This window comes from Ferrovibrio sp. (assembly GCF_017994015.1).
Lineage (GTDB): Bacteria > Pseudomonadota > Alphaproteobacteria > Ferrovibrionales > Ferrovibrionaceae > Ferrovibrio.
On sequence record NZ_JAGOLP010000001.1, the window covers coordinates 291,505 to 313,310 of the forward strand.

The 21,806-nt window shown below is 64.3% G+C and carries 23 protein-coding genes; 13 read left to right on the top strand and 10 right to left on the bottom strand.

The features are described from left to right. Positions 1 to 25 precede the first annotated feature (25 nt). Positions 26 to 688: an endonuclease III gene (gene nth / locus KBB36_RS01555; protein WP_290975884.1), complete on the top strand. Its 663-nt coding sequence runs from the start codon at positions 26 to 28 to the stop codon at positions 686 to 688. After that, positions 685 to 1,017, top strand: coding sequence for a hypothetical protein (locus KBB36_RS01560; RefSeq protein WP_290975887.1), 333 nt, complete (start codon positions 685 to 687; stop codon positions 1,015 to 1,017). Before nth ends, KBB36_RS01560 begins: the two co-directional genes overlap by 4 nt. Here KBB36_RS01560 and KBB36_RS01565 read toward each other — a convergent pair. From KBB36_RS01565 to KBB36_RS01595, 7 genes are all read right to left on the bottom strand, one after another. Further along, entirely contained in the window at positions 1,009 to 2,268 is a 1,260-nt protein-coding gene (locus tag KBB36_RS01565; protein WP_290975889.1) for an NAD(P)-binding domain-containing protein, read from the bottom strand. The two genes, KBB36_RS01560 and KBB36_RS01565, sit on opposite strands and share 9 nt — an antisense overlap. Beyond that, positions 2,265 to 3,209, bottom strand: a complete 945-nt coding sequence (locus tag KBB36_RS01570; protein ID WP_290975892.1) for an SDR family oxidoreductase — start codon at positions 3,207 to 3,209, stop codon at positions 2,265 to 2,267. The genes KBB36_RS01565 and KBB36_RS01570 overlap by 4 nt, the downstream gene beginning before the upstream one ends. Further along, positions 3,206 to 4,114, bottom strand: coding sequence for a bile acid:sodium symporter family protein (locus KBB36_RS01575; RefSeq protein WP_290975894.1), 909 nt, complete (start codon positions 4,112 to 4,114; stop codon positions 3,206 to 3,208). The genes KBB36_RS01570 and KBB36_RS01575 overlap by 4 nt, the downstream gene beginning before the upstream one ends. Positions 4,115 to 4,158: 44 nt before the next feature. Beyond that, positions 4,159 to 4,626, bottom strand: a complete 468-nt coding sequence (locus KBB36_RS01580; RefSeq protein WP_290975897.1) for a hypothetical protein — start codon at positions 4,624 to 4,626, stop codon at positions 4,159 to 4,161. 12 nt (positions 4,627 to 4,638) lie between these two features. Beyond that, positions 4,639 to 5,442 carry a polymer-forming cytoskeletal protein gene (locus KBB36_RS01585; RefSeq protein ID WP_290975899.1) on the bottom strand — a complete coding sequence of 268 codons (804 nt, stop codon included), beginning with the start codon at positions 5,440 to 5,442 and terminating at the stop codon, positions 4,639 to 4,641. A 66-nt stretch (positions 5,443 to 5,508) separates the two neighbouring features. Then, complete coding sequence (locus KBB36_RS01590; RefSeq protein ID WP_290975902.1) at positions 5,509 to 6,204, bottom strand: EI24 domain-containing protein; 696 nt, start codon at positions 6,202 to 6,204, stop codon at positions 5,509 to 5,511. After that, on the bottom strand, positions 6,201 to 7,637 hold the full coding sequence (locus KBB36_RS01595; RefSeq protein WP_290975905.1) for an amidase: 1,437 nt from the start codon (positions 7,635 to 7,637) through the stop codon (positions 6,201 to 6,203). Before KBB36_RS01595 ends, KBB36_RS01590 begins: the two co-directional genes overlap by 4 nt. Positions 7,638 to 7,724: 87 nt before the next feature. On the opposite strand from KBB36_RS01595, the gene KBB36_RS01600 reads away from it, so the two are divergent. Together KBB36_RS01600 and KBB36_RS01605 are read left to right on the top strand one after the other, a co-directional pair. Continuing rightward, positions 7,725 to 8,741, top strand: coding sequence for an adenosine kinase (locus KBB36_RS01600; RefSeq protein WP_290975908.1), 1,017 nt, complete (start codon positions 7,725 to 7,727; stop codon positions 8,739 to 8,741). Positions 8,742 to 9,017: 276 nt separating this feature from the next. Continuing rightward, positions 9,018 to 10,262, top strand: coding sequence for a branched-chain amino acid ABC transporter substrate-binding protein (locus tag KBB36_RS01605; RefSeq protein ID WP_290975911.1), 1,245 nt, complete (start codon positions 9,018 to 9,020; stop codon positions 10,260 to 10,262). Positions 10,263 to 10,498: 236 nt separating this feature from the next. Here the strand turns inward: KBB36_RS01605 and KBB36_RS01610 are convergent, their stop codons facing one another. Then, positions 10,499 to 11,266 carry a hypothetical protein gene (locus KBB36_RS01610; protein WP_290975914.1) on the bottom strand — a complete coding sequence of 256 codons (768 nt, stop codon included), beginning with the start codon at positions 11,264 to 11,266 and terminating at the stop codon, positions 10,499 to 10,501. Positions 11,267 to 11,331: 65 nt separating this feature from the next. Between KBB36_RS01610 and KBB36_RS01615 the strand changes: the two genes are divergently transcribed. After that, the gene (locus KBB36_RS01615; RefSeq protein ID WP_290975917.1) at positions 11,332 to 12,219 is read left to right on the top strand and encodes an SDR family oxidoreductase; all 888 of its coding nucleotides are present in this window, start codon (positions 11,332 to 11,334) and stop codon (positions 12,217 to 12,219) included. 6 nt (positions 12,220 to 12,225) lie between these two features. Here KBB36_RS01615 and KBB36_RS01620 read toward each other — a convergent pair whose 3' ends face one another. Next, positions 12,226 to 12,978, bottom strand: coding sequence for an alpha/beta hydrolase (locus tag KBB36_RS01620; protein ID WP_290975920.1), 753 nt, complete (start codon positions 12,976 to 12,978; stop codon positions 12,226 to 12,228). Between the two features lie 94 nt (positions 12,979 to 13,072). Here KBB36_RS01620 and KBB36_RS01625 point away from each other — a divergent pair, with 94 nt between their 5' ends. From KBB36_RS01625 to KBB36_RS01660, 8 genes are all read left to right on the top strand, one after another. Then, a complete protein-coding gene (locus KBB36_RS01625; RefSeq protein WP_290975923.1) occupies positions 13,073 to 14,269 on the top strand; it encodes a glycosyltransferase family 4 protein in 1,197 nt (398 codons plus the stop codon). Continuing rightward, a complete protein-coding gene (locus KBB36_RS01630) occupies positions 14,266 to 15,228 on the top strand; it encodes a glycosyltransferase family 9 protein (protein ID WP_290975926.1) in 963 nt (320 codons plus the stop codon). Before KBB36_RS01625 ends, KBB36_RS01630 begins: the two co-directional genes overlap by 4 nt. 64 nt (positions 15,229 to 15,292) lie before the next feature. Next, positions 15,293 to 15,535 (top strand): type II toxin-antitoxin system Phd/YefM family antitoxin, encoded by a 243-nt coding sequence (locus tag KBB36_RS01635; RefSeq protein WP_290975929.1) that lies wholly within the window; start codon positions 15,293 to 15,295, stop codon positions 15,533 to 15,535. Next, on the top strand, positions 15,532 to 15,930 hold the full coding sequence (locus KBB36_RS01640; RefSeq protein WP_290975932.1) for a type II toxin-antitoxin system VapC family toxin: 399 nt from the start codon (positions 15,532 to 15,534) through the stop codon (positions 15,928 to 15,930). Before KBB36_RS01635 ends, KBB36_RS01640 begins: the two co-directional genes overlap by 4 nt. A 102-nt stretch (positions 15,931 to 16,032) precedes the next feature. Next, complete coding sequence (gene thrS / locus KBB36_RS01645) at positions 16,033 to 18,021, top strand: threonine--tRNA ligase (RefSeq protein ID WP_290975935.1); 1,989 nt, start codon at positions 16,033 to 16,035, stop codon at positions 18,019 to 18,021. Positions 18,022 to 18,058: 37 nt separating this feature from the next. Next, positions 18,059 to 18,601, top strand: a complete 543-nt coding sequence (gene infC / locus KBB36_RS01650; RefSeq protein ID WP_290975990.1) for a translation initiation factor IF-3 — start codon at positions 18,059 to 18,061, stop codon at positions 18,599 to 18,601. A 115-nt stretch (positions 18,602 to 18,716) separates the two neighbouring features. Next, positions 18,717 to 19,694, top strand: a complete 978-nt coding sequence (locus tag KBB36_RS01655; RefSeq protein ID WP_366933160.1) for an NADPH:quinone oxidoreductase family protein — start codon at positions 18,717 to 18,719, stop codon at positions 19,692 to 19,694. 13 nt (positions 19,695 to 19,707) lie between these two features. Then, the gene (locus tag KBB36_RS01660; RefSeq protein ID WP_290975941.1) at positions 19,708 to 20,940 is read left to right on the top strand and encodes a methyltransferase; all 1,233 of its coding nucleotides are present in this window, start codon (positions 19,708 to 19,710) and stop codon (positions 20,938 to 20,940) included. A gap of 3 nt (positions 20,941 to 20,943) precedes the next feature. On the opposite strand, the gene KBB36_RS01665 is transcribed toward KBB36_RS01660, so the two are convergent. Then, positions 20,944 to 21,717 (bottom strand): FCD domain-containing protein, encoded by a 774-nt coding sequence (locus KBB36_RS01665; protein WP_290975944.1) that lies wholly within the window; start codon positions 21,715 to 21,717, stop codon positions 20,944 to 20,946. Positions 21,718 to 21,806: the final 89 nt, after the last annotated feature.

Consider the following 21,806-nt stretch of genomic DNA (forward strand, 5'->3'; position numbering starts at 1 on the left):
TCAGCCGCAAGCCCCGGAAGCCACCATGCCCGCCAAGCCGAAAAAGCTGCCGCCCGCCACCATCCACGAGATTTTCGCCCGCCTCGCCGCCGCCGAGCCGGAACCGAAAACCGAACTGAACTATGTCAATGAATACACCTTGCTGGTGGCGGTGGTGCTATCCGCCCAGGCCACCGATCTGGGGGTGAACAAGGCCACCAAGGCGCTGTTTCAAACCGTGCAGGATCCGGCGGCGATGCTGCGCCTGGGCGAAGCCGGGCTGAAACAGCATATCAAGACCATCGGGCTGTTTAACGCCAAGGCCAAGAATGTCATCGCGCTGTCTGAAAAGCTGGTGCGCGAGCATGGCGGCAAGGTGCCGCGCAATCGTGATGCCTTGCAGGCTCTGCCCGGCGTGGGCCGCAAGACCGCCAATGTGGTGCTGAATGTATTATGGGGCGAACCCACCATTGCGGTGGATACGCATATCTTCCGGGTGTCCAACCGCATCGGCCTGGCGCCGGGCAAAACCCCGCTGGCGGTGGAACTGGGGCTGGAGAAAGTGGTGCCGAAAGAGTTCATCCAGCATGCGCATCACTGGCTGATCCTGCATGGCCGCTATATCTGCAAGGCGCGCAAGCCGGCCTGCCCGCGCTGCCGCATCCGCGACCTGTGCCGCTTCACGCCGAAGACGGAAGACGTGGATTGACGGGCTATCTACTCGACAGCAACGCCTATGACGCCATCCTGCGCCATGATGATGCGGCGCGGCTGCAACAAGCCGAGCTGGAGCTGATCGCCAGCGGTATTGTGCTGGCGGAGCTGCGCCAGATCGCCGCTGCCGAACGGCGCCAGGCTTTGCTTGCGCTGTTTTTCACCCTGCATGGTAGCGCGCCGCAAGCCGCGCCCAGCCTGGCCAGCCGCGATGCGCTTTTGCTGGCCGAGGCACGGGCGGCGGATGCCATCCTGGTGAGTGACGACAAGGCTTTGCAGGCGGCCGGTGCGGTATCCTATGCCGGCTTCCGCGCGCTATTTTAGCCCGGCAATCACCTTGCCAAGTTTGCGGCGGTAAGCATGGAAATCAACAAAGATGCCGTGTTCGCCGCTATCGGCCGGGCGCGGCGCGGCGCAGAATTTATCGATCTGGCGGCGCAGCGCCGCACCGGCCGGCTTGTCGCGGGCGGCGATATAGGCGGCGATGGCTTCGGCCTGCAACATGCGGCCCTGCCAGCCGATGCCGGCGCCTTCCAGCAGGCCACAGACATAGAGGCCGGTATCGCCGGGCGGAAAGATGTTGAGATGCAGATGCGGTGCCGGCTCGCGCCAGTTGAGCAGGGCCGTGTCGATAAAGGGAAAGCTGATGCGATAGCCGGTGGCCAGCAGCACCAGGTCAAAGGCTTCGGCGCTGCCATCCTGGAAAAACACCAACTCACCGGCAAAACGCTCGATCGGCTTGCGCAGGCTCACATCGCCCTGGCCGAGATGCTGCAACACCAGTGAATTGACAATCGGCGTGCGGTCATAGAGCCGGTGTTTCGGCTTGGGCAGGCCAAAACGTTCCGGCGGCCCGACCAGGATGCGCAGCACGGCTTCATGCAGCAGCGAACGCAGCGGGCGCGGCAGCACAAAACGCTTGTTGTGATTGCCGGCATCGGCCGGGCGACCGGCAAAAAATTTCGGCACAAAATGATTGCCGCCGCGCAGGCTCCAGGCCACGGATTTGGCGCGATGCACTGCATCCACCACAATATCGCAGCCGGTATTGCCGGCACCGACGATCAGCACCCGCTTGCCGGCAAAAATATCCGCTGTCTTGTAGGCTTTGCTATGCAGCAAGTGGCCACTGAACTGGCCCGGTATCGCCGGGATGTTGGGATCGCTGAGATGGCCATTGGCAATCACCAGGCCGGCATAAAGCGCGCTGCTGCCATCGCTGAACGAGACCTGCCAGCCGTCACGCTGGCGGCTGACACTACGCGCCTCGGTATTCAGCCGGATCTGCGGATAGAGATCAAAATGCCGCGCAAAAGCCCGCAAGTAGCTCTGCACCTGATCATGGCGCGGATAAGCCGGCAGGTTTTCATCCATCGCCAGATCGGCAAAGGCGGTGGTGCCTTTTGACGAGATCAGATGCGTGGAGGCATAAACCGCGCTGGCCGGGCCGCCATAAAGCCATTGCCCGCCGATATCGGCCTGCGCCTCCACCACCTCAAACGCGATGCCGGCCTGCTTGAAGGCTTTCGCCGCCGCCAGGCCGGCCGGGCCGGCGCCGATGATCAGATGTTTCATGCGCGGGCCTGCCAGTAGCGGTCAAAGGCGGCGGCGCTGTCATAGGCCGGCACATAGCCGAATTGCGCCTTGAGCCGGGTGTTATCCAGCACCGGGCGGTATTGCAGGAACAGCACCTGGGCCGGGCCGAGACTGGTCAGGCCAAGCCGGTTGGCGGCCCAGAGCGCACCGCGCATAACCGCCGGCGGAATGGCCAGATAGGGCTTGCCGATACGCGCCGCAATCTGGCGCAGGGTCAGCGCGCCATCGCCGGCCAGATTGTAGATGCCGGCTGGCCCGGCGCCCTGCAAAGCCGTGGCATGGTGCAGCGCGCCCACCACATCGCTTTCGGCCACAAAGCTGAACGGCGTGCTGGCGCCCAGCAGGCCGGTGATCAGCGGGCGTTCAAATATCGCCGTGATCTGGTTGGCGACGCCGGGGCCAAGCACGGTGCAGGGCCGGAACACCACCTGTTCCAGTGCGGGCTGCATCTGCCGCCAGCGCGCCAGCATTTCCTCCACCAGGCGTTTGTTGCGGGCATAGGGAAAATCCTCATTGCCGCGCACCGCATCGGTTTCGCAGAGCGGCACCGGATTATCGGCATGATAGCCATAGGCGGCGCCGCTGGAGGTGACCACCAGCCGCCGCACCCCGGCCGCCTGGCAGGCTTGCAGCACATTCTCGGTGCCGCCGACATCGATGGCATAATCCAGCGCCGCATCGCCGCCCGCTGCCACCACGGAAGCCAGATGCACCACCACACGCGGCCGCACCTGCTGGAACAGGCCGCGCAAGGCGGCGCCATCGCGGATATCGCCGAGGTGAAAGCTGCCTTGCGCCGGGCAATCGGCCAGGGCGCGGCGATCCAGGCCGATCACCGGCTCGCCGCCGGGTATTGCTGCCAGCCGCCTGAGCAGGGCCGCGCCGATGAAACCGGCGGCGCCGGTGATCAGGATACTCATGACAAATCCGCCTTGCGATCCTGGCGGCGCCAGATGCTGGCCAGGGTCCAGCCCGAAACGATATGCCAGATGCCCCAGCCGGCGGCGATCAGCGCCGCCCCGCCCAGGGCGTCAAAATGATTGAGGATCAGCGCCAGGCCGAGGCCGGAATTCTGCATGCCGACCTCGATGGTGATGGCGCGCGTATCAGGCGTGTTCAGCCCGGCGATGCGCGACACGCCCCAGCCGACGCTGAGCGCCAGCGCGTTATGCAATGCCACCAGCGGGATGATGATGCCCAGGAAACCGAGCAGATATTTGCCATTGGCGATGGCGGCGGCGGCAATGAACAGCACCAGAAACAGGAATGAGCCGGTTTGAAACGGCTTGCGCAGCCGCGCCGCCAGGGTCGGCCGGTGATGCGCCAGCAGCATGCCGGCCAGCATCGGCAGGCCGAGGATGGCGGCGGTGGACAGGATGAAGGATAGCGGCTCGATCTCGATCTGGCGCAAAAGCGCAGCGGTATCCGGGTTAAGCCCGGCCCAGAACAGAATGTTGAGCGGCGTGGAAAGCACCGCCAGCACCGAGGACAGGCCGGTGACGCAGACCGAAAGCGCGGTATTGCCGCGCCCCATATGGGTGATCAGGTTGGACAGGTTGCCGCCCGGGCAGGCGCCGACGATGATCATGCCCAGTGCCACGGATGGATGCGGCTTGAGCAGCATGGTGAGCGCCCAGGTGGCGGCCGGCAGCAGCAGCACCTGCGCCGCCATGCCCAGCACCGGCGCGAATGGCTTGCGCAAAACGGCGGCAAAGTCGCTGAGCCGCAGATCCAGCGCCACGCCGAACATGATCAGGGCCAGCACCAGGCCGAGCACGAGCTGTCCGGTGCTGTCGAGCCGCAGCACCACCTCGTCTATCGCCATGGTTCCCCCCGCTATGCCAGCCTGCTATGGGCCAGCCTGCTATCTCAGGATGCAGCTTTGCCCGGGGTTGGTTGGGTTTTCAAGAGCGCTGCGACACAATCCGCATCGGCCACGTTGGCGCCACGCCGCCGTGCCAGCACTTCGGCATGCTGCACCCGCAGCGAGGCCGGGGCATCGCCGGGATACAGCACAAATAACAGCACGCAGGCCGGCTGGTCTGACAGATACTGCCAGATTTCCGCCGGCGCCTCGCGCCGCACCTGGCCCGGCGGGCCAAACAGCGCGCGCACTTCGGCGGCCGTCTTGGCCACCACATCCTGGCTCACCGGACGACGCGGCGGCTCGCCCGGCACCGCTGGCGGCGGCGCCAGGGCCAGGTTCAATTCTTCCTTGGGTTCTGCCGGCACAACCACCGGCGCTTCAACCACCGGCGGCGGCTTGGGCGCAGCGCCGCAAGCCGCCAGAACCAGAAGCAGCAGCGCCGGAAAGGCGCTGCGCAGGAATACAGACATGCAGGCTGCCGATTACTCTGCGGCGGCGGAAGTGGCGAGGCGGCCAGACGCCACGGTCTGCACCGTGCCGCTCAATTCGCCGCCACATTCCACTTCGATCTGGCCATAGGCAATCTCGCCCATCACCTTGCCGGTGCCGCGGATCAGCAGGCGGCCGCGCACACTGAGCTTGCCCTCAAAACGGCCACGGATTTCGGCCTCGTCGATCTCGGCGGCGCCCTTGAACTGGCCGGTTTCAGCGATCTCGACAAAACGGCTGTCGCTGAGCGTGGCTTCCACTTTGCCTTCAACCACCACCTTGTCGCAGGCGGTGATCTGGCCGGTGAGGCTGATTTCGCGGCCGATGATCAGCACCTTGGGCTCGGGTGAATCATTACGCGGCGCGGCGGCGCTGGAAGCCGGCATCGCCGGCACCGGGTTGAATACGGTGGGCGCGGCAGCCGGCGCGGCCGGGCGCGGCTGGCCCAGATCCATCGCCGGGCGCTTGGCGATTTCAGGGCGGAAAGTGGGGGTGCCGGAAGCGAGATTGTCGCTCATGCTGGACGGTCCTTGATTAGCGGCTGCGGGAAAGACGGAAGGATTGGGCAGGCTGGGCCGGCCGAAGCGCTGCAAATGCAGCGGCACCGGCGGCAGATCGTCGGCGGCGGCCTTGAGCGGCGCCGGCGCAACAGCGACGGGTTCGGGCTCGCCGATTTCGGCCGGCGGCGCGGCGCTGCTGGCCACAGCCGACAGTTCCTTTGGCGGCGCTGCCTTCGGCGGCGGCGCGGCGGGCAATATGGCGGCGGATGACTCTACTGGCTTCTTGCGACCAAACATGCGGTAACCCCTCATCCCTGATGCTGTATCCAACCACCGGACGCCCTGGCCCTGGCCGCTCTGGCCTCACCTCTGCTGTGGCATCCCTGGTGCCGCCGGCAGACGCTTGAAGATATGAACCATAAACGCCGTGGCGACGATCGGCACAACTAGATTTAGCAGAGGAATGGTTAACAGAAGAACAATGAGCAATCCCGACAACCACAAGTCGCCGCGATGCCGCCGCCGCAGCTTTTCCATCTCGGCACGCGGCAGATAACGGCTGGCGACCAATTCATAATATTCACGGCTGACCAGATAGCCGTTCACCGCATAAAACAACGCCAGCTTGAACGGCGGAAAGAATAGCAGCACCAGATAAACCGGCAGCAGCAGCAGATTGATGCCCAGCACGGTGAGCAGGAAACGCAGCGATTGCAGCAGCGAAGCGGCCGCGGGAAGTGGTTTGCCGGGCGGATCGGCGGCATAGTGTTTGGCTTCCACCGCATCGGCCACATCATCCAGGAACAGGCCGATAGCGGCGGTCATCACCAGCGGAAACAGCAGCAGCTTGAGCAGGAAGGCGCCCAGGCCGGACAGCACCGCGATCAGGCTGTCGAGCCAGCCGGTGCCGGTGCTGGGCAGCAGGCCAACACCATACCAGACGGCAAATCCCAGCAGCACAAACACCACGATGGAAATGCCCAGGCTGCGCAGCAGCACGCGCCGGAAAGCCGGATCGGGCAGCTGCGCAATGGCCAGGCGAAGGGCCGCAGCGATCATCGCGGCTCCACGGGATTATGCGTGCCGAGCGCCAGGTCGGCTTCAAGCAAGGCCGACAGCGCCAGCAATTCCGCCTCGCCGCGCGGCCGCGCCACCAGTTGCAGGCCAACCGGCAGGCCGGATTTGGTGAAGCCGACCGGCACCGAGATGGCCGGCGTGCCAGTAAGCGTGACAGCGAAGGTCAGCACCAGCCAGGAGATGTAGGTGTCAAACTTGCGGCCATTGACCTCTTCCAGATAACGGACGCGATGATCAAATGGCGGCGCCACCACGGTGGGCAGAGCAAGGAAATCATGGCGTTCAAAAAACGCCGCGATGCGGTTATAGAGCGCCCCCTGCTGCTGCCGCGCAATGGCAATTTCCTCGGCGCTATGCTGCAAGCCCTTCTGGGCATTCCAGATCACCTCCGGCTTGACCAGTTCCTGTTTGTCCTTGATGCGCGGCCATACACTGGCGGCGAAGTTGATCGCGCGCAGCACCTGGAAACAATCCTCGGCATCCTTGAAGCTGGGGGCGCGGTCATCCACCGTGGTACCGAGCTTTTCCAGCCGGCGCATTGCCGCCTGGCATACTTCCACCACTTCCGGATCAACCGGGCAGAGTTCCAGATCGGGGCTGAAAGCGATGCGGCAGCCGCCGGCAAAGCGGCTCGGCAGCCGGCCCAGCGTCATCTGGCGGTCCACGGCGGCGACAAAACTTTCGCCCGGCGGCGGCAGGGTGAGCGGATCGCGGGTATCGAGGCCGCTTTGCGCATCCAGCAGCAAAGCCACATCGCCGACCGTGCGGCCCATCGGGCCATTCACCGCCAGGGTATCAAACGGCAGCGCACGCGGCCCGGTGGCAACCCGGCCCGGCGACGGCCGCAGCCCGACCACGCCGGCAAAGCTGGCCGGAATGCGCAAAGAGCCGCCCAGATCGGAACCATCGGCCAGCCAGACCTCGCCGGTAGCCACCGCCACCGCCGAACCGCCGGACGAGCCGCCCGGGGTGAGTGCGGTATTCCATGGATTGGTGGTGGTGCCGAACACGTCATTGAAGGTTTGTGCCCCGGCGCCGAATTCCGGCGTATTGGCCTTGGCGACAATCAGCGCGCCCTTGGCTTCCAGCCGCTCCACCGACCAGTCCGACCGCGTGGAGATATGATCGGCAAAGGCGCGGCTGCCCCAGGTGGTGCGCACGCCAGACACTTCAACCAGATCCTTGATCGCCATCGGCAGGCCATAAAGATAGCCCGGGCCGGGATTTTCCGGCCGCTCCAGCCGCGCCGCAGCGGCGCGCGCACGCTCGAAGCAGCGCGTCGGCAGCGCATTCACCTTCGGCTCCACCTCGGCAATACGCGCCTCGGCGGCATCAATCAGTTCGGCGGGGGTGAAATCGCCGTTTTTCAGGCCATCCACTGCCTGGCGCGCCGTCAACCGGATCAACTCGTTCATAGCGTCCTCATCCTCCACCGAATTGCGTTCTTTTCATGGCCGGGGTAAGGGAGAGTAACGACAAACTTTCACACCGGGTAGGCTTCCATGACCGTTACCAACTCCACCCCAGCCGACAAGCGCGGCGTTCTGGCGATTGGCAATGCCATCGTGGATGTGCTGGCCCAGGTGGATGATGGCTTCCTGCAACAGCATGGCATGAACAAGGCGCATATGACGCTGATTGATGCCGAGCGCGCCGAAGCCATCTATGCCGCCATGCCGGCCGCCAAGGTGCGCATGTCGGGCGGCTCGGCAGCCAATACCGCCGCCGGCATCGCCATGCTGGGCGGTGCTGTGCGTTTTGTCGGCCGCGTGCGCAACGACGAACTGGGCGATGCCTTCAGCGCCGATATCCGCAAGATCGGTGTGGGTTTTGACACCAGCCCGGCCCAGGACGGCCCGGCCACGGCGCGCTGCCTGATCCTGGTGACACCGGATGCCCAGCGCACCATGAACACCTATCTCGGCGCCTGCGCCCAGATGACGCCTGAAGATATCGACCCCGCCGCCATCGCCGCAGCCCAGGTGACCTATCTGGAAGGGTATCTATGGGACCAGCCGCATGCCAAGGAAGCCATGCGCAAGGCGATGCGGCTGACCCATGAAGCCGGCGGCAAGGTGGCGATGACGCTGTCTGATGCCTTCTGCGTTGAACGCCACCGCGCCGAATTCCAGCATCTGGTGGAGCATAATATCGACATCCTGTTCGCCAATGAAAGCGAGATTGTGTCGCTGTACCAGACCAGCGATTTTGACGGCGCCTTGCAGCATGTGCGCGATCATGTTGACGTGGCGGCGCTGACCCGCTCGGAAAAAGGCTCGGTGATCCTGGCCGGGCAGAATGTGCATATCATCGATGCCGTGCCGGGGGTGAGCGTGGTGGATACCACCGGCGCCGGCGATCTTTACGCCGCCGGTTTCCTGCATGGCTATGTTGATGGCTTTGACCTGCATGCCTGCGGCCGGCTTGGCAGCCTGTGCGCGGCGGAAGTGATCAGCCATGTCGGCGCCCGGCCGCAGATCGATCTCAAACCCTTTGTGGCGCAAGCCCTTAAGGGTTGAGCGCAACCGTCGTCATGCGCGGACTTGATCCGCGCATCTCTCCTTGGCCTGCAATTCTTGGAAAAGACGAAAAAGCGAGATGCGCGGATCAAGTCCGCGCATGACGAGAGGGGGAGAAACCTGCCCTAAAAATGCGGCCGCGATCTTGAAACATACTTATCGGCTGCCGCCATATATGATAGTTAGCGCACAAATATTATTCATCCCGGCAACGGCTTGAACCTGGGCGGCGGCTCTCTACGCTGCCGCCCGGTTCATTCGAGGAAAGCGTTGCCCATGTTCAGCCGTTTCACACGCCCGATCTGCCTGCCGGCTTTCTGCCTGCTGGCGCTGCTGCTCGGCAGCGGCCCGGCCCAGGCGGCCGAGACTATCCGCATCGCCTTCATCGATGCGCTGTCCGGCGGCGCGGCGGCGGTGACGCAGAACGGCCTCAATCATTTCCGCTTCATGGCCGAGCGCCTGTCAAAAGCCGGACGCAGCTACGAGATCGTGGCCTACGATAACAAGCTCAGCCCGCAGGAAAGCATCGTGGCGGCGCAAAAGGCGCTGGATGCCGGCATCCGCATCATCGCCCAGGGCAATTCCTCGGCGGTGGCGGCGGCCTTGGTGGATTTCCTCGACAAGCATAACGAACGTAATCCCGGCCAGCAGGCGCTGTTCCTGAATTACGCCGCCATCGACCCGGCATTGACCAACGACAAATGCTCGCCCTGGCATTTCCGCTTCGATGCCCATGCCGATATGAAGATGCAGGCGCTGACCAATTTCCTTGCCGGCAAGGCCGCGGTGAAGCGGGTTTACCTGATCAACCAGGATTATTCCTTCGGCCAGGCGGTGCGCAAATCGGCGCTCGACATGCTGCAAGCAAAACGGCCCGATATCCAGATTGTCGGCGACGAATTGCACCAGATGGCCAAGATCACCGATTTTTCGCCCTATGTGGCCAAGATCAAGGCCAGCGGCGCCGATAGTGTGATCACCGGCAATTGGGGCAACGACCTGGCTTTGCTGCTCAAGGCCGCCGCCGATGCCGGGCTCAATCTGGATTGGTACACCTATTACGCCAGCGGCATCGGCAGCCCCACGGCGGTGCGCCAGACCGGGCTGGCGCATCGGGTTTATGGCGTGATCGAAGGCCAGGCCAACGATCCGGGCGCCGATGCCGACGGCATCGAGAGCGCCTATCGCGCTCGTTTCCAGGGCAGCTTCAATGTGCCACGTATCCGCGCTTTGATGGAAATGCTGGATCAGGCGGTGAGCCGCAGCCCGGGTGATCTGTCGGCCCGGGCGCTGGGGCGGGCTTTGTCGGGCGCCGAATACCGCACCATGTATGGCGCCACGACGCAGTTGCGCCGCGCCGATCACCAATTGCTGCAAGACCTGGTGATTGCCTCGCTCGGGCCGTTGCAGGACGGCATGAAATTCGACGAGGAAGCCACCGGCTGGGGCTGGCGCAGCATGGGCCGCATCGCCGCCCAGGCCACCGCCCTGCCCACCACCTGCAAGATGCCGGCGCTGTAGTTGCGGGTGTTATGCCGAGCGTCGCCTCGCTCGTTACCCCCCCCCCTTTCGTCATGCCCGGGCTTGACCCGGGCATCCCGTTTTTCAATGTTTTCGGATATTTTTTCAATTGGATAGAGATCCCCGGGTCAAGCCCGGGGATGACGACGGCGGGGGTGCTCAGTCGGTCAGAAGTTAAACCGGAGAGCCGCGGATCAAGTCCGCGCATGACGATTATGGGGCGGTAAGCCAGCGCCCTAATTCCGGCCCAGATCGATCGCTTCGATTTCGCGCGCGGCGGCTTCGGCAGCCGGCGTGTCCGGCGCCATCAGGCGCACCTGGATCAGATCGGCGCGGGCGCCGCGCCGGTCGCCCGCCGCGTGGCGCAGATAGCCGCGTTCCAGCAGGGCTTCGACATTGCGGCTGTTCAGCGCCAGCGCGGTTTCAGCATCTTCCAGCGCGCCGGCCGGATTGTTGCCCAGGCGGCGCGCGGCGGCGCGCAAGGCCATGGCATCATCGCGGGTCGGCGCCAGGTGCAGCACATGGTCCAGATCGGCCTCGGCGGCGGCATAATCGTTCAACTCGGCCAGCGCCTGGGCGCGATCCAGGCGCAGTTCCAGCGCATCGGGCCGCGCCGCCACGGCGATATCGAGCAATTTCCGCGCCCGGTCGGCCAGCCCGGCCAGCAGCCAGGCATTGGCCGCCTGCGCCACCAGATCGGTGACCAGATGCGGCGCCTGGGCTTCGGCCTCGGGCAGCAGCTTTTCCAGCCGGTCGGCGGCATCGCCGTAATGTTTCAGTTCAAACAGCGCCAGCGCCGCGCAATGGCCGGCCGGCAGGCCACCGCCGGTAGCCTGCCAGCTCTGCGCCGTGGCAAAGGCTTCCTCGGGCCGGCTGCGCGACAGGTTGAGGCAATCCTGATAGCTCACCGCATCCAGCGCACGCTGTGCAAAGGCTTGTGGCGATGCTTGCAGCAGCAGCAGGCTGACCAGCAGAATGGGGCGGAACAACATGGCCTTGGACATGGGGTGGAAGATGGGGGCGCAGACTGCCGCCCACAACCCCGAAAGGCAAGCAGGAGCAGCCCGCCTTGAGCAATACCCGGACTTTGTTCTGTTTTGGCCTGGGTTATAGCGCCCTGGCGCTGATCGAGCGGCTGCGCCGGCAGGACGGCGCAGCCAACTGGCTGTTCGCCGGCACCAGCCGCAATGCCGAGAAATGCGCCAAGCTAGCCGCCCAGGGCATCGACATGCAGCTCTTTGACGGCACGGCGCCGCTGAGCAAACCCGACAGCCTGCACCAAGCCGATCATGTGCTGATTTCCGCGCCCTCGGAAGCCAGCGGCGATGGCGACCCGGTGCTGCGCCAGCATGCCGACGATCTGGCCCGGCGCCGCGATCTGCGCTGGATCGGCTATCTCTCAACGACAGGGGTTTATGGCGACCAGGGCGGCGCCTGGGTGGACGAGAGCATGCCTATGACACCGAGCCAGCAGCGCGGCCGGCGCCGCGCCGAGGCCGAGGCGGCATGGTTTGCACTCGGCGCCCGGCATGGCCTGCCGGTGCACAGCTTCCGGCTGGCCGGCATCTACGGGCCGGGCCGCAACACGCTGGAAAGCCTGCGCCAGGGCAAGGCGCATCGCATCATCAAGCCGGGGCAGTATTTCTCGCGCATCCATGTTGCCGATATCGCCCAGGTGCTGCATGCCTCGATGCTCAAGCCCAATCCCGGCGCGGCCTATAATGTGGCCGATGACGAGCCGGCGCCGCCGCAGGAGGTGGTGGCCCATGCCGCCGGCCTGCTCGGCATCACGCCGCCGCCGGAAGTGCCGTTTGAACTGGCCGAGATGACACCGATGGCGCGCAGCTTCTATGCCGAGAACAAGCGCGTCTCGAACCGCCGCATCAAGCAGGAACTCGGCGTGACATTGCTCTACCCGACCTACCGCGAGGGCCTGGCGGCGTTGCTGCAAGACTGAGACGGATCAGGCGAGACCGAAAACGGTTTCGATCAGCAGGGCGATATCCTCGGGACGCGAGAGGCGGTGGTCGCCATCCTTGAGCAGGGTGAGGCGCACATCGCCGCCCGAGAAGGCCTGGATGGTGCGCAGCGCGTGCTGCCAGGGCACATCGGGATCGTTCATGCCTTGCAGGATACGCACCGGGCAGGCGAGCGGAATCGGCTGATCCAGCAGCAGATGTTGCCGCCCTTCCACGATCAGGTGGTGAAAATATTCATAGGGCTGATCGAAATATTGTGACGGCTCGCGCAGCACGCCGTCACGTTCCAGCACGGCGCGCTGCGCCGGTGTCATCTGCGCCCACATCAGGGCTTCGGTGAAATCCAGCGCCGGGGCGATCAGCACCAGGCCGGCGCAACGCGCAGGCCGCGCCAGAGCCGCCAGGGTGGCAAGCCAGCCGCCCATGCTGGAGCCGATCAGGATCTGCGGCCCGGTTGTCACCTGATCCAGCACCGCCAGTGTATCGGCCAGCCAGCGGCCGATGCTGCCCTGGCTGAAATCGCCGCTGGATTGGCCATGGGCGAAATAGTCAAACCGGGTGCAGGCCCGGCCACGCGCGCGGGCCGCCGCTTCTAGCGCCAGCGCCTTGGTGCCGGTCATGTCGCTGCGGAAACCGCCGCAAAACAACAGGCCGGGCGCAGTGTCGCTGCCGGACAAATGGGCATAAGCCAGGCGCTGGCCATCGGGCCGGTTCAGAAAAGCGGGGGGGCTGGGCATATCGGTCATACCCAGAGTCGTAACCAAGCTGCGCAGTTCTTGCCAGGGCCAAGGCTTTGCTATAGTCGGGGGGCAGAAAGTTGCAATCCGACGCATGCCCGACTCCCTGACCGATCCGATCGCCAGCCGCCCGCCGGCCGTGCTCCAGGTATTGCCAGCCCTGGTGACCGGCGGGGTGGAACGTGGCACCGTGGACCTGGCCCGCGCCCTGGCCCTGGCCGGCTGGAAATCCTATGTCGCCTCGGCAGGCGGGCCGATGGTGCGCGAACTGGAGCGCGCCGGGGTGCAGCATTTCACCCTGCCGCTGGCGAGCAAGAATCCGCTGGTGATGCGCAAGAATGTCGCCCGCCTGGAAGTCTTGCTGCGCGACCTGCCGGTAGACCTGGTGCATGCCCGCAGCCGCGCCCCGGCCTGGTCGGCGCGGGCCGCCGCGCGCAATTGCGGGCTGCCCTTCGTGACCACCTTCCACAATGCCTACAAAGCCGATAACTGGCTGAAAAAGCTGTGGAATTCTTCTATGGCCAAGGGCGACAGGGTGATTGCCATCTCGCGCTTCGTGGCGGATTTTGCGCATAACCGCTATGGCGTGCCGTGGACCCGGCTGACCACCATCCCACGCGGCACGGATTTGACCAAATTTGACCCCACCCGGGTCAGCCCGGAACGCATCACCCAGCTTTCGCGCGCCTGGCGCCTGGAGGATGGCCTGTCGGTGATCCTGCTGCCCGGCCGGCTGACGCGCTGGAAAGGCCAGGCAGTGCTGCTCAAGGCCCTGGCCAAGCTGGCGGAAATCCGCGGCAAACGCGATTTTGTCGGTGTGGTGCTGGGCGACCATCAGGGCCGCGAAAATTATCGCAACGAACTCTATGCCCTGGCCGAGCAGCTTAAGCTGGGCGGCAGCCTGCGGCTGCCCGGCGATTGCCGCGACATGCCGGCGGCGCTGATGCTGGCCGATGTGGTGGTTTCAGCTTCAACCGAACCGGAAGGTTTTGGCCGCGTGGCGGTGGAAGCCCAGGCCATGGGCCGCCCGGTGATTGCCACCGATCATGGTGGCGCGCGTGAAACCGTGCTGGAAGGTGAAACCGGCTGGCTGGTGCCGCCGGGCGATTCCACTGCCCTGGCCGAAGCCTTGAACAAGGCGATCTCGATCACGCCGGAACAGCGCGCCGCCTTGCGCGAGCAGGCGATAGCCCATGTGGCAGCGCATTTCACCAGCGAGGCGATGTGCGCCGCCTATATCCAGGTCTATACCGATCTGCTGTTCGGGCCTGAAGCCGGAACCGGCACATGACCTTGGCGGCCGGTGTGCAGGCGCAGGCCGAGCCGCAGCGCCTGCTGGTGATCAAACACGGCGCGCTGGGCGATTTTGTGCAGGCTTTGGGGCCGATGCAGGCGATCCGCGAGGCGCATCCACAGGCCCATATCACCCTGCTGACCACCGCGCCCTATGCCGAATTGGGCCGGCGTTCCGGCTTTTTTGACGATGTGTGGGTGGATACGCGGCCGCGCTGGTTTTCCCTCGGGCAATGGCTGGCTTTGCGCCGCAAGCTGATTTCTGGCCGTTTTGGCCGGATTTACGATTTGCAGACATCGGGCCGCTCGTCGCGCTATTTCTACCTGCTGCCAACACCGCGCCCGGAATGGTCGGGCATCGGCCTGGGCCGTTCGCATCCGCATGCCAATGAGCGCCGCAACCTGATGCACACGCTGGACCGCCAGGCCGAGCAATTGCGCATGGCCGGCATCAGCCGGGTGCCACCGCCGGATCTGAGCTGGGCCGATGCCGATATCGGGCGCTACCGGCTGGAACCGCGCTTTGCCCTGCTGGTGCCGGGCGGCTCGGCGCACCGGCCGGAAAAACGCTGGCCAGCGGAGAAATACGCCACCCTGGCCCGGGCACTGAGCGCCGATGGCATCCAGCCGGTGCTGATCGGCACCAAGGCCGAGGCCGAACTGATTGCCGCCATCAAGGCGGCGGCGCCGAAAGCCGCCGACCTGCTCGGCCGCACCAGCTTTTTTGACCTAGCCGCCCTGGCGCGCCATGCCGTGGTGGCGGTGGGCAATGATACCGGGCCGATGCATCTGTTCGCCGTGGCCGGCGCGCCCTGCCTGGTGCTGTTCTCGGCCGCTTCCGACCCGACACTCTGCGCGCCACGCGGCCAGCAGGTGCGGGTGATCCGCTCGGCCAAGCTGGAAGAGGTCAGTGTCGAGGAAGTGCTTGGCGCCCTGGCGCTGATAAATCAATTGTAATCCGGGCTTTCCATTCTAATATGACCATTGGTCATGACCATGGTCATGCGATCGGAGGTTCACCATGACCCGGATGATAAAAGCCAGTGAATTCAAGGCCAAATGCCTCAGCCTGATGGATGAGGTGGCGGCCAGCGGCGAAGCCATCACCATCACCAAGAATGGCAAGCCGGTGGTCACTCTGGTTCCGGCCCGCAAACCAAGCTTCGAGGAGGCTTTTGGTTCCATGCGAGGCCTGATCCATATCAGAGGTGACATCATCGCCCCGGCCTCAGAGCCAGAAGACTGGGAGGTTCTGCGCGATTGATCCTGCTCGACACTCATGCCCTGATCTGGTTCCTGCAACGCCCTGAAGCCTTCGGCAGTATTGCCAAGCGGCAATTGCAGGATAATTTCGCAACCGGTCAATTATCGGTATCGGTGATCAGCTATTGGGAAATCGGCTTGCTGGTGCATAAAGGCCGGATCGGGCTTGATGTAAGCCCGATCCGGTTTCGCGAAATGGCTATTGAGCGCGGTATCAGCGAATGCCCCCTGGATGGCCGCGTCGCCCTGGAAGCCGCCGCCCTCGACCTGCACCCAGATCCGGCCGACCGTTTCATTGTTGCCACCGCATTGGCGCACACTGCCACACTGGTGACCGCCGACGAGAAGATACTGGGCTGGGCGGGGCCGCTGCTGCGCCAGGATGCGCGGCTCTAGCCCACGGCCAAGTTCCAGGCCAGGTGGCAGGGTTGACAGCCACCATTCATGCTCTAGGCTGCGCCGCCCGAGTATTCCGGCTTGTTTTCAAAGGATTCCGCCATGTCCACCGATGCCGCCGCGCCCGAGATTCGCCTGACACTGCCTGATGGCAGTGTGCGAACCTGCGCCGCCGGCAGCACCGGGGCGGATGTGGCTGCCAGCATCGGGCCAGGTCTGGCCAAGGCGGCTTTGGCGATCCGGCTGGATGGTGTGTTGCGCGATCTGAAGCAGCCGCTGCGCCAGGATGCGCGGTTCGAGATCGTGACCATGAAGGACCGCAATGAGGCGGAAGTGCTGGAACTGATCCGGCATGACGGCGCCCATGTGCTGGCCCAGGCGGTGCAGGAATTGTTTCCCGGCACGCAGATCACCTTCGGCCCGGCCACCGAGGACGGCTTCTATTACGATTTCGTGCGCGACGAGCCGTTCACGCCGGAAGATTTCGGCAAGATCGAGCAGCGCATGGCTGAAATCGTCAAGCGCGACCTGGCGATTGAGCGCGAGGAATGGCCGGCCGACAAGGCGGTGGCCTATTTCCAATCCATCGGCGAAACCTACAAGGCCGAATGGGTGGCGGAAATCGCCAAGCGCGGCGAGGCAATCTCGATCTACCGCCAGGGCGATGCCTGGCTCGACCTCTGCATGGGGCCGCATCTGCCCTCCACCGGCAAACTGCCGGTGGCCTTCAAGGTGATGAAAGTATCCGGCGCCTATTGGCGCGGCGATGCCAAGAACCGCCAGTTGCAGCGGGTTTATGCCACCGCCTGGCGCGACCCGAAGGAACTGGATGCGCATCTCAAGCGGCTGGAGGAAGCCGAGAAGCGCGACCATCGCCGTTTGGGTCGCGAGATGGGCCTGTTCCACCAGCAGGAAGAAGCTGCCGGCATGGTGTTCTGGCATCCCAAGGGCTGGACGCTGTATCGCACCCTGGAACGCTTCATGCGTGAGCGGCTGGAAGCCGCCAAATATGTTGAGGTGAAAACCCCGCAATTGGTGGACCGCAAATTGTGGGAAGCTTCCGGCCATTGGGAGAAATTCCGCCAAAACATGTATATCGCGGAGAATGAGGACGGCATCCGCGATTACGCCGCCGATCCCAGCGAACGTATCTTCGCGCTCAAGCCGATGAACTGCCCCTGCCATGTGCAGATTTTCAACCAGGGGCTAAAATCCTACCGCGACCTGCCTTTGCGTATGGCCGAATTCGGTTCCTGCCACCGCTTCGAGCCGGGCGGCGCGCTGCATGGCATCATGCGGGTGCGCAATTTCACCCAGGATGACGCGCATATCTTCTGCACCGAAGACCAGATCATCTCGGAAAGCCAGGCTTTCTGCTCGTTGCTGCAAGGCATCTACAAGGATCTGGGCTTTGCCGAATTGCGGGTGAAATTCTCCGACCGTCCGGCCACCCGGGCCGGCTCGGATGCAATCTGGGACAAGGCCGAGGATGCGCTCAAGGCGGCCTGTGAGGCAGTGGGGCTGGATTACACGCTCAATCCCGGCGAAGGCGCCTTCTATGGCCCGAAGCTGGAATTTGTGCTGCGCGACACTATCGGCCGCGACTGGCAATGCGGCACCTTGCAGGTGGATTTTGTGCTGCCGGAGCGGCTTGGCGCGGAATATGTCGGCGCCGATGGCGGCCGGCATCGCCCGGTGATGCTGCATCGCGCCATTCTGGGCAGCTTCGAGCGTTTCATCGGCATTTTGCTGGAGCAATATGCCGGCAAGCTGCCGCTCTGGCTGGCGCCGTTGCAGGTGGTGGTGGCGCCGATTGTCTCGGATGCCGATGGCTATGCCGAGCAAGTCGCCGAAGCGCTGGGCTTGGCCGGCCTGCGCGTCGATACCGATCTGCGCAACGAGAAGATCAACTACAAAATCCGCGAACACAGCCTGGTGAAAGTGCCGGTGCTGGCAATTGTGGGCAAAAAAGAGGCTGAGCAAGGAACAGTCACTTTGCGCCGCCTGGGCGAGGAAGCCCAAGTAACCATTGCGCTGGCCGATGCGGTTGCTAAATTGGCCGCCGAAGCGCGCATGCCGGCTTCAGCTTGAATTTTCAGACCATCGTCAACATCGACAGGAGATCGCCATAGCCCGCCCGCCCTTCCAGCCCGCACCGCCGCCGAAGTCCGATGGCCCGCGGGTTAATTTCGAGATCGACGTGCCCCAGGTGCGCCTGATTGATGCCGCCGGCGAAAATCGCGGCGTCGTTTCCATCCGCGAAGCCATCCGCCTGGCTGAGGAAGCCGGCCTCGATCTGTGCGAAATTTCGCCCAATGCGTCGCCGCCGGTGGCCAAGATTCTGGATTTCGGCAAGTACAAATACGAAGCCCAGAAAAAAGCCGCCGAAGCCCGCAAGAAGCAGAAGGTGATCGAGATCAAGGAAATCAAGCTGCGTCCGGGTATCGACCAGCATGATTACGAGGTCAAGATGAAGGCGATGCACCGCTTCCTTGACGAAGGCGACAAGGTGAAGGTGACCCTGCGCTTCCGCGGCCGCGAGATGGCGCACCAGGAACTTGGCATGAAAGTGCTGGACCGCGTGCGTGACGAACTGGCCGAGAAGGCCAAGGTCGAGCAGTCGCCGAAGATGGAAGGCCGCCAGATGACCATGGTCATCGCGCCAAAATAACCACCACACGACGTCATGGCCGGGCTTGACCCGGCCATCTCTTGCCGGCAAACGGCGGGGGCATGGCGAAATAAGGGCAGGGAAACACCGCATGAGCAGCGCGAATAGCAGCACCGTGAAAGCCATGATCGCCAAGGCCTGGGGCGGCCCGGAAAGCCTGGTCTATGACGATCTGGCCTTGCCCGAACTGGGCCCCAAATCTGTGCGGATCCGGGTGCATGCGGCGGGCCTGAATTTCCCCGACACGCTGATGATCGCCGGCAAATACCAGTTCAAGCCCAGCTTCCCGTTTGCCCCCGGCATGGAATGTGCCGGCACAATCGAGGCGGTGGGCGAAAAGGTGCGCGACCTCAAGCCCGGCGACCGCGTGCTGGCCACCACCGGCCATGGCTCGTTTGCCGAAGCTGTGGTGACCGAAGCCAACAACGTATTCAAGATTCCCGACAGCATGAGCTATGAAGTGGCGGCCGGGTTTCCGATCACTTACGGCACCACCTATCACGCCCTGGTGGACCGCGGTCGCATCAAGAAGGGCGAAGTGCTGCTGGTGCATGGCGCCGCCGGCGGCGTTGGCCTCAATGCGGTGGAACTGGGCCGCGAACTGGGCGCCACCGTGATCGGCACTGTGGGGTCTGATGAGAAGGCCGCCATCGTCAAGGAATATGGCGCCAGCCATGTCATCAACTATTCCACCGAGAGCATCAAGGACCGGGTCAAGGAACTGACCGGCGGCAACGGCGCCGATGTGATCTATGACGCGGTGGGCGGCGATGCCTTCGACCAGTCGCTGCGCTGCATCGCCTGGGATGGCCGCCTGCTGGTGATTGGCTTTGCTTCCGGGCGTATCCCGGAAGCGCCGGCCAATCTGGCGCTGATCAAGGGCTGTGCCATTGTGGGTGTATTCTGGGGCGCCTTTGCGGCGCGCGAATCTGACAAGAACCGCGCCAATTTCGCCGCTTTGTTCAGCCTGTTTGAACAGGGCCGGCTGAAACCCCATGTCTCTGCCAGTTTCCCGCTGACCCAGGTGCCGCAGGCCATGCAGGCCCTGCTCAGCCGCAAGACCACCGGCAAGGTGGTGATTACCGTGCCGTGATGAAGCCTGTGCCGTGAGCGGGCCGGTTCAGGCGCAATACGAGGCCTATCCCTATCCGGTGCGCGACCCGGCCGATGAGGCGCGGCGCCTGATCACCGGCAGCCCGAGTTTTCTGCCGGAAGTGAATCATTACCTGTTTGCCGGGCGGCGTGATTTCCGCCAGCCATTCCGTGCCCTGGTGGCCGGCGGCGGCACCGGCGACGGCGCCATCCAGCTGGCGCAGTATCTGCAAATCGCCACGCAGCAATTGGGCGGGGCGCAGCATGAAGTGGTCTATCTCGATCTCTCGGCGGCTTCGCGCCGGATTGCCGAAGCGCGCGCCGCCGCACGCGGCCTGAACAATATCCGCTTCATCACCGGCTCGCTGCTTGATCTGCCGCAGCTGGCGCCCGGGCCTTATGATTACATTGATTGCTGCGGCGTGCTGCATCATCTGCCGGTGCCGGCCATCGGCCTCAGCATCCTGGCGATGCAGCTCGGGCCGCAGGGCGGGCTGGGCCTGATGCTGTATGGCACGCTGGGCCGCGAAGGGGTGTATCCGTTGCAGGCCGCCTTGCGGCAAATCCTGCCCGAGGATGCAACGCCGCAAGAAAAGCTGGCGCTGACCCGGCAATTGCTGGCCGATTTGCCGCCGCTGCATCCGTTCCGCCGCAATCCTTTCCTGCATGACCACCAGAGCGGCGATGCCGGGCTGTATGATCTGCTGCTGCATAGCCAGGATCGCAGCTATCTGGTGCCCGAGATTGTTGAATTGCTGGATACCTGCGACCTGGAGCCAGTGGCCTTCATCGAACCCTGCCGCTATGACCCGCTGAGTTATCTGAAAGACGAGCGGCTGCGCGAGCAGGCGGCGGCTTTGCCGCTGCTGGAACAGGCGGCGCTGGCCGAGCGGCTCTGCGGCAGCCTGAAAACCCATGTGCTGTATGCCGCGCCGCGCCATCGCGCCGCCGCCTGCCCGGCCTGGCCCGACGATCCGGCGCTGATCCCCGGCCTGCGCGGCCTGCCGCCGGCAGCTTTGGCGGCGGCTTTGGAGAAAACCGGCAAGCTGACCGTGACCTTTGAGCAGGACCGCCTGGAATTGCCGGCACCGGAAGGCGCCGGCGCCATCGTGGCCTTGCTGGATGGAAGGCGCAATCTGGGCCAGATCGCCGAAGCCCTGGGCCTCAACTGGGGACAATTCAGCGCCGCCTATGCCCCGGTACATGCCCTGCTCACCGGCGTGAACAAACTCTACCTGCGGCTCTAAGCCTTATTCCCCGGGTTTCTGGCGGCGGGCATCGAGCAGCACACTATCCACCGGCTGGTCAAAATCGCGGCCGCCGAGTTCAAAGCCTTTGCGCCAGTCGTTGAGATGGCGCCGGGTCCACAGCTTGCCCAATTCCACATCGCGCTCCTTGAGCGCCAGCACCAGCATGCGATGCGCATGGATCAGGCGTTCGGCGCCCTGCGCCACATCGCGCACCACCAGTTCGGTGACCGGATAGATCAGCATGTTGGACGGCTCGCGCGCCAGTTTGAGCACGCGGTTGGCGCTGGCTTCTTCCAGCGCCATGTGGAATTCGCCATCCAGTTCGCCAACTCGCTGCGGATCGTGCCGCGCCGCCTCGGTGGCGGCGATATTACGCTCCAGCGCTTCGATCAATTGCGGCGTGGCGCGGTGAATGCTCAATTCGATAGTGGCCAGGCTGAGCGCCATGGCGGCTTCCCATAATTCGCGGAATGTCACCTGATGCAGCATCAGCGCGCGGCTCATGCGCGAGGCAAGGCGTTCGTAATGCGGCAGGCCGACGATCAGGCGGCGGCTGGCATCGCGGCGGATCAGGCCGCCCTGTTCCAGCAGGCGGATGCCTTCACGCACAGTGGAGCGGTTGACGCCGAATTGCCGCACCAGTTCGGCCTCGGTGCCGAGCGCTGCGCCGGGGCGCAGCCGGCCGCTGACGATCTCCTGCTCGATCGCCTCGGCCACACGCTCATAGGCCGGCATGCTGGTGATGCGCGGAAAACGGTCCATGGCCTGGCTCATCGGCGCGGTAACTCCCCCCCTGCATCAATTCCCTTGACGGGCAGATGGCTTTGTCGGACAATCCCACAAATAAGGCGTTCGATCAAACA